The organism is Mediterraneibacter massiliensis, assembly GCF_001487105.1.
Taxonomy (GTDB): Bacteria; Bacillota; Clostridia; order Lachnospirales; family Lachnospiraceae; genus Mediterraneibacter; species Mediterraneibacter massiliensis.
Window position 1 is genome coordinate 795,705 of sequence record NZ_LN913001.1, and the last position, 11,557, is coordinate 807,261.

At 41.0% G+C, this 11,557-nt stretch carries 14 protein-coding genes; 12 read left to right on the forward strand and 2 right to left on the reverse strand.

Translation table 11 applies throughout. From position 1 onward, the window contains the following. Positions 1-11 precede the first annotated feature (11 nt). Positions 12-929 (reverse strand): LysR family transcriptional regulator, encoded by a 918-nt coding sequence (locus BN3282_RS07990; protein WP_242866619.1) that lies wholly within the window; start codon positions 927-929, stop codon positions 12-14. A 111-nt stretch (positions 930-1,040) separates the two neighbouring features. Here BN3282_RS07990 and BN3282_RS07995 point away from each other — a divergent pair, with 111 nt between their 5' ends. The 11 genes from BN3282_RS07995 to BN3282_RS08045 all read left to right on the forward strand — a co-directional run bounded on the left by BN3282_RS07995 (position 1,041) and on the right by BN3282_RS08045 (position 9,293). Then, entirely contained in the window at positions 1,041-1,613 is a 573-nt protein-coding gene (locus BN3282_RS07995; protein WP_117975193.1) for a chromate transporter, read from the forward strand. Continuing rightward, positions 1,613-2,176: a chromate transporter gene (locus tag BN3282_RS08000; protein ID WP_059068138.1), complete on the forward strand. Its 564-nt coding sequence runs from the start codon at positions 1,613-1,615 to the stop codon at positions 2,174-2,176. Before BN3282_RS07995 ends, BN3282_RS08000 begins: the two co-directional genes overlap by 1 nt. 80 nt (positions 2,177-2,256) lie before the next feature. Then, entirely contained in the window at positions 2,257-2,478 is a 222-nt protein-coding gene (locus BN3282_RS08005; RefSeq protein WP_059068140.1) for a transposase, read from the forward strand. An 18-nt stretch (positions 2,479-2,496) separates the two neighbouring features. Then, positions 2,497-3,600, forward strand: coding sequence for an IS200/IS605 family element RNA-guided endonuclease TnpB (gene tnpB, locus BN3282_RS08010; RefSeq protein WP_059068142.1), 1,104 nt, complete (start codon positions 2,497-2,499; stop codon positions 3,598-3,600). Between the two features lie 410 nt (positions 3,601-4,010). Continuing rightward, a complete protein-coding gene (locus tag BN3282_RS08015; RefSeq protein ID WP_059068144.1) occupies positions 4,011-4,745 on the forward strand; it encodes an IclR family transcriptional regulator in 735 nt (244 codons plus the stop codon). Between the two features lie 15 nt (positions 4,746-4,760). After that, positions 4,761-5,507: an ABC transporter ATP-binding protein gene (locus BN3282_RS08020; RefSeq protein WP_059068145.1), complete on the forward strand. Its 747-nt coding sequence runs from the start codon at positions 4,761-4,763 to the stop codon at positions 5,505-5,507. Then, positions 5,504-6,286, forward strand: a complete 783-nt coding sequence (locus tag BN3282_RS08025; RefSeq protein ID WP_059068147.1) for an ABC transporter permease — start codon at positions 5,504-5,506, stop codon at positions 6,284-6,286. The genes BN3282_RS08020 and BN3282_RS08025 overlap by 4 nt, the downstream gene beginning before the upstream one ends. 12 nt (positions 6,287-6,298) lie before the next feature. Next, the gene (locus BN3282_RS08030) at positions 6,299-7,099 is read left to right on the forward strand and encodes a nucleoside phosphorylase (protein WP_242866620.1); all 801 of its coding nucleotides are present in this window, start codon (positions 6,299-6,301) and stop codon (positions 7,097-7,099) included. Beyond that, on the forward strand, positions 7,096-8,157 hold the full coding sequence (locus BN3282_RS08035; protein WP_059068149.1) for an ABC transporter substrate-binding protein: 1,062 nt from the start codon (positions 7,096-7,098) through the stop codon (positions 8,155-8,157). Before BN3282_RS08030 ends, BN3282_RS08035 begins: the two co-directional genes overlap by 4 nt. A 15-nt stretch (positions 8,158-8,172) precedes the next feature. Beyond that, a complete protein-coding gene (locus BN3282_RS08040) occupies positions 8,173-8,952 on the forward strand; it encodes an ABC transporter permease (protein WP_059068150.1) in 780 nt (259 codons plus the stop codon). Between the two features lie 86 nt (positions 8,953-9,038). Then, a complete protein-coding gene (locus BN3282_RS08045) occupies positions 9,039-9,293 on the forward strand; it encodes a PRC-barrel domain-containing protein (protein ID WP_059068152.1) in 255 nt (84 codons plus the stop codon). Between the two features lie 73 nt (positions 9,294-9,366). On the opposite strand, the gene nrdR is transcribed toward BN3282_RS08045, so the two are convergent. Then, a complete protein-coding gene (nrdR, locus tag BN3282_RS08050) occupies positions 9,367-9,816 on the reverse strand; it encodes a transcriptional regulator NrdR (protein ID WP_059068154.1) in 450 nt (149 codons plus the stop codon). Between the two features lie 166 nt (positions 9,817-9,982). Here nrdR and BN3282_RS08055 point away from each other — a divergent pair, with 166 nt between their 5' ends. Further along, positions 9,983-11,527 carry an ABC transporter substrate-binding protein gene (locus BN3282_RS08055; protein ID WP_059068156.1) on the forward strand — a complete coding sequence of 515 codons (1,545 nt, stop codon included), beginning with the start codon at positions 9,983-9,985 and terminating at the stop codon, positions 11,525-11,527. Positions 11,528-11,557 lie beyond the last annotated feature (30 nt).

The following is an 11,557-nucleotide window of genomic DNA, read 5'->3' on the forward strand; positions in this document are numbered from 1 at the left end:
GCTTTTAGTATTTATCCATACAGTCCGTTATAATAGGGGCCTGGGTGCTCAGCTTCATAATTTTTACATAAAGAGATAAACTGCTTAGCAGAAGTTGTCATAAATTTATCTTTATGATGAATGATATGGAAATTTCGGCTGAAATTCAAATCTTCTACTTTAACAGTACAAATTAATCCTTGTTTTAATGCAGGAACGATCATCCGATACGGTAAAACAGAAATACCTAATCCATTGATGACAGCGTTGACCAGCGCTGTTGTACTCATGGCTTCCCATGCAGGGACAATGTGGATACCGGCCTGTGTGGTCACACGGTCAAAAACTTCTCGTGTACCGCTGCCTTTTTCGCGTAGGAGGAAACGTTGTCTTTGAAATTCTTCCAATGACACACTTTGTCCTTGTACCCAACCTCTTTCGGAAGTGCATATGACACTCAAATGGTCTTCCATATATGCTTCCGAAATAATATTGGGATCATGGGCAATCCCTTCAATCAGTGCACAATCCAGGTCATTTGCTAATATTTTTTGTTCTAAACGTTCAGATTGTTCGATTGTAACCCTGACATCAATACCAGGGCAGATTTTCGAAAATGCTTTTACATAATCAGGCAGAAATTGCGAACCGATCGTAATACTTGCGCCGACACGGAAGATTCCGCTGGAGTCCCAATCACGCAGTCCTGTTTCCATATCTGAAAATAAGTCGGATATATGTATGGCATATTGCAGAAAGTACTGTCCTGTATCTGTGATCTGCAGCCTTCGTCCGATCCGGTCAAAAAGGCGTACACCATAATATTGCTCTAATTCTTTAATGGCAAGGCTGACTGCCGGTTGTGTTATATGCAAAACAGCGGCTGCTTTGGTTGAATTATAGCCATTTTCACAGATCGTGCGGAATATTATCATGTGGCGTATGGTCATATTTTTCTCCTTATACTGAATTACTTATCTTAATGATTAAATTATATTATTTCCCTTATTTAAAATCAAGAGATATAATGTTAATAGATAGGGAAAGGACGGTATTTTGCAGTGAACAGTTTGCAGAAATATAGGACATTATTCTTCTCCACTTTTAAGCTCAGTGCATGTACATTTGGTGGAGGTTTTGTGATCATTCCATTGATGAGAAAAAAATTTGTAGAGGAACTTGGTTGGATTGAAGAAGATGAAATGTTGGATCTGACAGCGATTGCGCAGTCCTCTCCGGGAGCAATAGCAGTTAATGCATCCATTTTAGTCGGTTATCATGTTGCGGGATTTTCCGGTGCTGTACTTACGGTAGTGGGAACAGTACTGCCGCCGCTCATCATTATCTCAGTAATCTCGATATTCTATCAGGCATTTCGGGATAATCCCATTGTGAATATGGCAATGACGGGAATGCTTTGCGGTGTAGCTGCTGTTATATGTGATGTCGTGATCAACATGTCAAAAAGTATTTTTCAAAAGAAGCGTATACTACCTGTTTTTGTGCTGTTTGCTTCTTTTATAGCCGTACGCTTTTTTTCTGTAAATATCATCATTATCATTCTCGTTTGCGGCGGTATTGGCGCGGTTGATACATGGTATCAGAAAAAACGACAGAAAGCAGGTGATAAGTGATGCTATATCTTCAATTGTTTTGGAGTTTTTTCCAGATCGGACTATTTAGTATTGGCGGCGGTTATGCCGCCATGCCTTTGATCCAAAATCAAGTGGTGGATCTTCATTCTTGGCTGACTATGGCACAATTCGCAGATATCATGACGATCGCTGAGATGACCCCCGGTCCTATTGCTGTTAATTCTGCGACTTTTGTTGGGATACAAGTTGCAGGATTTCCGGGAGCTGTTATCGCAACAGTCGGCTGCGTGTTCCCTTCCTGCGTGATCGTGATGACGCTGGCTTACATGTACTATCGTTTCCGTGGTTTGGACATGGTACAGGGGGTGCTTGCAGGGCTGCGTCCCGCAGTGATTGCTATGATCGCCTCTGCAGGTATCTCTCTGTTGATCATGGCGCTGTACGGACAGAGAATGTTGCCTGCTGATCTGGCATCTTTGGATGTGATTGCCGTGATTATTTTCGCGATCGGCATAAGTGTTTTGAGAAAATGGAAACTGAATCCACTGTGGATCATGGCAGGTTCCGGTGTTGCGGGAACTGTCCTGTATTCCCTATTTTGAAATAAGGCTACCGCAATCCCACTGGCTTTAGACGGTGGGTTAAGGTAGGCAAAAGTAGTGGCTTGTGTTATACTTACGCCATGGGAACATGGAAATCAAAAAACAGACACAAATATTTACTCCAATATCATATTATTTTTGTGTGCAAGTATAGAAAGAAATTACTGACATCAAAGCAAATATCAGATGATATAAAACATTTTTGGAAAGAACATACCTTTTGGACAGATGGATGCTTTGCCTGTAGTGTAGGAAATGTTTCCGAAGAAATGTTAAAGAAGTATATAGAAAATCAAGGATAGAAGGGCAGGCGGCAGCAAATGTTAAAAGCATATAAATACAGGGTATATCCAAACAATGAGCAGAAAATGCAGATAGCTAAAACATTTGGCTGTTGCCGTTTTGTATATAACCAGACGCTTGCATATCGAAAAGAAGCTTACGAGAAAGAGAAAAAAACCATCAGTAAAACAGGCTGCAACAATTACTGTAACAGAGAATTAAAGAAGACATATGAATGGTTAAAAGAAGTGGATAAGTTTGCCCTGACGAATGCAATCTATAATATGGATTCAGCTTATCAGAAGTTTTTCAAAGAACATACGGGCTATCCAAAGTTTAAGAGTAAACACGATAACCATAAATCCTATACAACGAATTTTACGAATGGAAATATAGCTGTAGATTTAGAGAATGGAAAAATAAAGCTGCCAAAGTTAAAAGAAGTAAAGGCAAAACTGCACAGAGAATTCCATGGCAAAATAAAATCAGCCACGGTCAGTCAGGTTCCAAGTGGGAAATGCTATGTGTCAATACTGGTAGAAACAGAGCATGAAAAATTGCCACACAGAAATCAAAATATAGGATTGGATTTAGGAATTAAGGATTTATGTATCACATCGGATGGGATAAGGTACGAAAATCCAAAGATAATAAAAAAGAATGAGAGGAAGCTGTCGAGACTGCAAAGGCAACTGGCACACAAGGAAAAAGGCAGCAGAAATTACGAGAAGAAGAAAAAAGAAATCGCAATATGCCATGAGAAGATAACAAATAGCAGAAAAGATTATCTACATAAGATTTCACACGAAATTGTCAGCGAAAACCAAGTAATAGTTTCGGAAAATCTGCAGATAAAAAACATGGTAAAAAATCATCATTTAGCAAAATCAATCAGTGATGTGTCATGGTATGAGCTTACAAGGCAACTGGAATATAAGTCAAAATGGAATGGCAGGGAATATGTCAAAATAGACACATTTTATGCCAGTAGCCAGTTGTGTTTTGCCTGTGGATATCAAAATACAGATACAAAAGATTTATCGGTAAGGGAATGGATATGTCCGAATTGTGGAACAAAACAAGATAGAGATATCAATGCCGCAAAAAATATACTGGCAGAAGGATTAAGGCAAATAGCATAAAAGAAGCATATATAGGGCAGGAACTGCCCGAATTAACGCCTGTGGAGATAGTAGGTTACGAGGTCGATGAAGCAGGAAGCCCAATGGCTTTAAACAATGGGTAGTTCACAAAAAGAGTATTGAAGGTATGTAAAATATACTGCCTCACATTGATCAGATGTTCAATGTGGGGCGTTTTTTATAAGCAGTTATCTTTAGATTGATAGTATTGTCTGTTATATGAGAATGTGTCCGTTATAGGATTATTTTACAAAAAAATGGAGATGTTTTTGGGAAGGTTTAACAAAAAAATATTAAAAAATAGAAATAGATTGACAATTGTGATAAGCGGTGATAAGCTGTCGCCACAGATTAAGGAAAACAAGTGGAATGACATTCCGTGTAACGGAATAAGGAAGGAGGAGAAAAACATGCAGGTGATAGACAGAGCATTGGAAATATTGACGATATTAAGTAAAGAGACGAATGGTCTATCTGTGTCTGGTCTGGCGAAAAAGTTGTCTTTGCCGCCTAGTTCGATACATCGGATCCTGGCAAGTCTCAAAGAAAACAACTTTATCATCCAGGACAGTGAGAGCAGAAAATACAAGATAGGATATAAATTGTATACGCTTTGCTCGAATATGAGTAAAAATAATATACTTGTGAACCTTGCAAAACCGATCATGCAGAAACTATCAGAAGAGATACAAATGACAGTAGTTTTATGTGTAATGGAGGAGAATCATATTATCAATATTGCCTGTATTGAAAGCGATGAACACTCTATGTATATGGTGAAGATCGGCAAACAGATGCCTCTCTATTCAACATCGGCAGGCCGTGTATTCAGTGCGTATATGGACAGGTGTACAGTGAAAGAAATTTATGAAAATATGGATCTGAAACCAAGTACTCCCTACACAAAAACAAAGATCCAAGAACTTTTGGAGGAATTGGATCATATCCGTGAGAAAGGCTATGCGCTGATCGATGAGGAACTGCAAATGGGGATACAAGGCGTGGCAAGCCCTATTTTTGATAATAATAAAAAAGTGGCGGCTGCGCTGGCTTTGACGAGTATGAAGCAAAGCAGGATGATCACGGATGAAATTATTGAAAAATTAAAACAAAGTGCGGATTCTATTACGAAAGCGATCAGTTAAGAAGAGGTGGTACATATGGCAGAGTATAGTGTGGAAATAAAAAATTTATCTAAAATTTACAGCAATTTATTAAAGGCAGATACGGTTGCATTAGAAAATATTAATTTGAATATAAGACAGAGCGAGTTTATCTCCATCATCGGTCCGTCAGGATGCGGAAAATCGACCTTACTGAAAATGATAGGAAATCTGGAAAAGCCGAGTAAAGGAGAAATCCAATATAGAGACGGCGTGAACCAGCAGATGGGATTTGTATTTCAAGATGCGACGCTGCTTCCGTGGAAAAATGTGCAGAAAAATGCAGAATTTCCATTAGAGATACAGAAGAAGAAAACACCGGAAAATTTAAAAAGGTTAGATGAACTGCTGGAACTGGCGGGACTGACAGAATTTAAGACAGCTCTCCCCAGAGAGTTGTCCGGAGGCATGAGACAGAGAGTTTCTATTGTAAGAGCACTTTCCTATGATGCGCCGCTTTTATTGATGGACGAGCCTTTCGGTGCGTTGGACGCATTGACAAGGGACAATTTAAATGAACAGCTTCTGCATATATGGGAAAACACAAAGAAAACCATTATTTTTGTTACGCATAGTATTGAAGAAGCGGTATTTTTATCGGATCGTGTAGTAGTTATGTCACCCCGTCCGGGAAGGATTAAAGAGATCGTGAATATCGATCTGCCAAGACCGAGAGGGGAAAGTACAAGAAATGCTCCTGAATTTACAGAATATAGTAAATATTTGAGGGGGATCATCGGATGAAAAAGGGAAATAAAACGAGAAAGCTGTTAAGCTCCATACTAGAATATGTGCTATCTATTGGTGTGTTTGTGCTGGCATGGCTTATCTATACTACGGTAAAGGATGTGCCGCTGTATGTCCTTCCCGGTCCGGCAGAAGTGGGAAAGAGCCTCATAGAAATGTTCGCGGATGGAACGGTATATCCACATTTATGGGCTACGACTTATGAAGTGATCCTCGGCTTTATTATCGGAAGCGTGCTGGGAATGGCGCTTGGCTATCTTTTTATAAAGGTGGATGTGCTCAGGACAGCTTTGATGCCGTATCTGATATTTTTCCAGACAGCTCCGAAGATCGCGCTTGTTCCGCTTTTTGTAGTCTGGTTTGGAATCGGCATCGTATCAAAAATTATTTTGATCATTACAATGGTATTATTTCCTGTCCTGTCAGGCATGATGCTTGGATTAGATTCCATACCAAAGGAAGCGAAAGACTTGATGAAGGTATTAAAAGCATCCAAATGGCAGATTTTTACAAAAATCGAAATGCAGTATTCAATGCCGGCATTATTTTCTAGTTTTAAGATCGGAATTATACAGGCGGTCATTGGAGCGATCGTTGCAGAATGGATGTCAGGAAAAGTTGGTCTTGGGTATATTTTGACCTATTCTTCTTCTACCTATGACACACCGGCATTGCTGGCGGGGATCATTGTGACGATTGTACTGGGGATCGTAACGTATGAGATTGTCAGTATATTCGAAAATAAAGCCTTATATTGGCATGAATCAAAGAAATAAAGGAGGCACAACTTGAATTTTATATCAGCGTCATCACCTAAAATTAATGGAAAAATGCCCCATCTATTGTGTGAGGAAGGAGATATCGGAGAAATCGTCCTTCTTCCGGGGGATCCTGGAAGAGTAGAGCTGTTTCAGGAACTGTGCGAAGAGTTTCGCATTATAAGCAGAAACAGGGAATATACGATAGGAACCGGTTATTATAAAGATATGAAGATTTCCGTATGTTCTACGGGAATTGGGGCGGCTTCTACAGAAATTGCCGTTGCCCAATTGATCGGGCTTGGCGCAAAAGCGCTTATCCGTATAGGAGGGACGGGAGTTTTAAAGAAAGAAATTCCCTGCGGTTCCATGATCATCAATACAGGAGCAATGCGGCTTGGCGGTACGTCTACTTTTTATGCGCCTCTAGAATATCCGGCAGTAGCGTCTGTGGAGGTGATCGATTCTTTGATCGAGGCCTGTGAAGAAAGCCATATACAGTATTATACAGGAATTTGTGCGTCTATCGCGTCTTTTTACCACGGACAAGGCAGAGCACTTCCTTATGAAAAGGAATATGATGAAGCTTCTCAATTGGAAAAATATCAGAAATTGAATCTGGTCAATTTGGAAATGGAAGCGGAGACGATCTATACGATGGCATCTCTGCAGAACATATATGCCGGAAGTATTTGTTCCGTGCACTGCAACCGGGTCACAGATCAATGGGAGGTGGACAATGCAAAGGCACAGAGAAGAATGTGTATGCTAGCTCTGGAAGGAGCTTGGAAGTTAAATAAACGTTATATAAAAGGAGGAAAAGAATCATGAAGTTAAAAGGAAAGATCACAGCAGTAGTATTAGGTGTTGCAATGGCAGTATCTGTTCTTGCCGGATGCGGCAGCGGAACAGCCGATGACACTAAGCAGACCGGACAGGCACAGCAGAAGGAAAATAAGGAGGAAGCAGGCGGTTTAAGGACGGTTTCTATTCAGATCGATGGAGCGGCAGTGCCATATTACGCTCCGCTTTATATGGCGCAGGAGAAAGGATATTTTAAAGAAGAAGGATTAAATGTGGAGTTCTATTATGCTGCGGCAGCAGATATTGTCACAAATGTAGCAAGTGGAAATGTGGATTTTGGTTTTCCGAATGCAGATGCGGTAGTAGCGGCAAAATCAAAAGGTATCCCGGTAAAAGTGGCGCATACGACATATCAGGAAGGATTGGGCGCGATCATCTTTGGCGCTGACTCCGGAATCAAAGAACCGGCAGATTTAAAAGGAAAAACAGTGGCTGTTACAAGTCTTGGCAGCGCCAATTATTTTCAGCTGCAGGCAGCGCTGGAGTCGGCGGGACTTACAGTAGATGATGTGAAAGTAGAAGTGATCGGGACAGGGGCGATCTTGAACTCTCTGACAGAAGGTCAGGTCGATGCGATCGTATTTTCGAAATTAAGAACGATCGAATTAAACAATGCGGGATATGAAGCGGAAGAGATCTTGTGCGACCAGTTTCTGCCGTCCTTCGGAAACGTTGTGATCACAAGTGAAGAACTTTCAAACAAGGAACCGGAAGTGATAGAAGGATTTACAAAAGCACTTACAAAAGGTATTGAATATGTCATAGATGGACATGCAGAGGAAGCAGTAGATTTTTCTATAGAAAATCATGCGCAGACGTTTGATACAGCGAAAAGAGATGTGGCAGTACAGATCTTAAATGAAGTGTTTATTCCGACATTATGGCAGAGTGAGTATACGAAAGAAAAGGGAATCGGGGCCTCTGATCCGGAAAAGTGGCAGGCATTGATCGACGATTCAGTAAAATACGGAATTATTGACGAGGGATTCCAAGCGGAAGAACTTTTATATACACCGGGAAAATAAGGAGAATAAAGAGCTATGTTTTATCGAAAAAATAGGAAGATCATTCTTCCAGTCATTGTTTTCCCGATATTACTTATCATTTGGGAAGCATACATTAAAATTTTCCATATCTCCAGTTATGTGCTGCCGGATCCCTATGCTCTTTTGCTCTCATTTATTGAATTATTTACAGGGGGAACGATCTGGCCGCATATAGCAGTGACGATGCAGGAAATATTTTTAGGAACCTTGATCGGTATTGCTATAGGGCTAGTATTAGGATACATTATGGCAAAGATAAAGATTTTAGAGCGTCTGATCATGCCGTTTGTCATTATTATCCAGACAGCTCCTAAAATATCGCTGGCTCCACTGTTTATATTGTGGATGGGACTGGGGCTTAAGTCCAAAGCCGCGCTTGTAATACTTGTCGTGTCCTTTCCGATTATGATAAATGAAGTATCGGCCATCCGTTCGATCGATCCGAATGTTTATAATTTAATGAAGATTTTAAAAGCAAATCCTTGGCAGCGTTTTGTGAAAATAGAATTGCCGTATTCAGTTGAGATGCTTTTGTCTGGTATCAAATTAGCTCTGACCCAGGCTATGACAGGCGCGGTGATCGGAGAGATGATCGGAGCGAAAGCAGGTCTTGGATATTTATTAAATCTGGGCAGGGAGACTTTTGATATTAAACTGATCTTAAACGCCGTTATTTTATTGAGCGCTATCGGACTTTTATTGTACTTGGTGTCTGAGTTTATAGAAAAGCATGCGCTTTATTGGAAAGTGATCGATAAAGAAGTTATGGGCTGATACAGCTGCATGTTCTGCTGCACAGTCTGCTGTACTTCTGCATATATTGACAGCAAGAGGATATATCCGGCCGGGAGAGAATAGGATTGAGGATCTGTGAATTAAGGGAAAAAGAAGTGATCAATATATGCAACTGTAAAAGGCTGGGCTGTGTGGTAGATATTGAAATGAATATCTGCGATGGCTGTGTGGAGGCGATCATTATCCCGGGACCGGGGAAAATCTGTGGTTTTTTGGGAACGGACAGCGAGTATGTGATCCCCTTTGCCTGTATAAAAAAAATAGGACCGGATATCATACTGGTAGAGATCCAGGAAGAGAAATTTTTACAGAAGTTGTAGAAATAAAAAACGGAGAAGAAATAGCACAGATCTTGCAGGACAGTGCCTATTTCTTCTCTGCTTTTGAGATTTTTTATTGAAGGAATTTTTTTAATTCATCCATAAAGGTATTGACATCTTTGAACTCTCGATAGACGGAGGCGAATCTTACATACGCTACGGGATCCAGCGCTTTTAGTTTGTCCATGACGATCTCACCGATCAGACTGCTTGGGATCTCCTTTTCTTCCCTGTTGAAAATCTCCAGTTCAACAGAATCGATGGCTTTTTGTATCTCATTTGCCGGAACAGGGCGTTTATAGCAAGCGCTTAAAATACCGTGTTCGATCTTGGAGCGGTCGTACTGTTCACGGTTATTATCCTTTTTGATGACGATGAGGGGAATAGTCTCTACTTTCTCATAGGTAGTAAAACGTTTTCCACATTCATCGCAGGAACGCCGTCTGCGGATAGAGTTTTTATCTTCTGCTGGTCTGGAATCGATCACTCTTGTATCTGGATGACCACAATATGGACACTTCATAATAAGAACCTGCCTTTCTTGTTACTTTTACTATCAGTTTATTCTGTCTTTAAGTATACACAATCTGCCTGCTTTTTGTAAAGGAAACACTTGCAAAATGCAGAAAAATCACTTACAATAATTTCGACAATTTAATAATGAAGGTTATTTGAAGGAGGAGACAAGCATGAAAAGAAGAGGAACAGCGATTCTTTTGGTGTTGACATTTGTCTTGTCTGTTGCACTGAGCGGGTGTTCAGGTGACAAGAAAGAGGCAGGGTCTGCAACCGAGAATGAACTTTCAGGGAAACCGGTCGAAGGAGGAAGTATCCGTGTTGGTATTTCCCAGGATTTGGACAGTCTTGACCCACATAAAGCAGTTGCGGCAGGAACAAAAGAGGTTTTATTTAATGTATATGAAGGTCTGGTAAAACCAGATAAAGATGGAAATTTAACAGAAGCCGTAGCAAGCAGTTATGAAATAACAGAAGATGCAAAGGTATATACGTTTACCTTGCGTGATGGAGTCAAGTTCCATAATGGGAGTGACGTTACGGCAGAAGATGTAAAATATTCAATTGACAGATGCGCCGATACGTCGAATGGAGAACCGCTCGTATCGGCGTATTCTATTATCGAGAGTGTAAATATACTGGATGCCAAGACGGTAGAAATACGCCTGTCAGAGCCTAATACGGAATTTCTTGCCTATATGACAACGGCTATTATCCCGAAAGGATATGACAAACTGGAGACGGAACCGGTAGGAACGGGTCCTTTTCAATTTGTGTCGCGTTCCCCGCAGGAGAATATCATTTTGAAGAAAAATGAGGATTACTGGGGAGAAAAAGCACATTTAGACGAAGTGGAATTTAGGATCATAGCAGATGCGGATATGGTAGTGACGAATCTAAAAGGTGGTTCTATCGATATGTATATGCGTCTGACATCTGCGCAGGCGGCGGAACTTACGGAAGGCTTCCATATTGAGGAAGGTACTATGAACCTGGTGCAGGCGCTGTATCTGAATAATGACGCGGAACCCTTGAATAATGAAAAGGTTCGCCAGGCGCTTTGTTACGCCATCGATCCGGAAGAGATCATGGCGATGATCGCGGATGGAAAGGGAGTCCGGGTAGGAACAAGTATGTATCCGGGACTGAAAAAATACTTTGACGATACGTATACGAAATATTATGCGCAGGATTATGAGAAAGCGGAAGAATTGTTAAAAGAAGCCGGTTATGAAGACGGTTTTGATTTGGAAATCACAGTGTGTTCGGCAGATCAGCCGCATGTGGATACGGCGCAGGTGATCGTAGAAGAACTCAAGAATATCGGGGTGAATGCCACGATCAAACCGGTCGAATGGGAGGCATGGCTGGAGGATGTTTACGCGGGGAGAAACTTCCAGTCTACGGTCGTCGGCGTAGACGCTTCCAATCTGTCGGCGCGTGCTATGTTGGAACGATTTGTCTCAGATGCGGATGGAAACTTTATCAATTTTAACGATAAAGAGTATGATGCGACATTCCAAAAAGCAATCGCGGCGATAGATGAGGAGGAACAGACAGCGTTATATAAAGAACTGGAAGGGATCCTTACAGAAAAAGCGGCAAATGTCTATATACAGGATCTTGCCAATTTAGTCGCGATCAGTGATGCGTATGACGGATATGAGTTTTATCCGCTGTATGTGCAGGATATGTCCGCGATATATAAGGTAGAGTAGCGTATAAAAAAGAGAAAAACGATATGTATA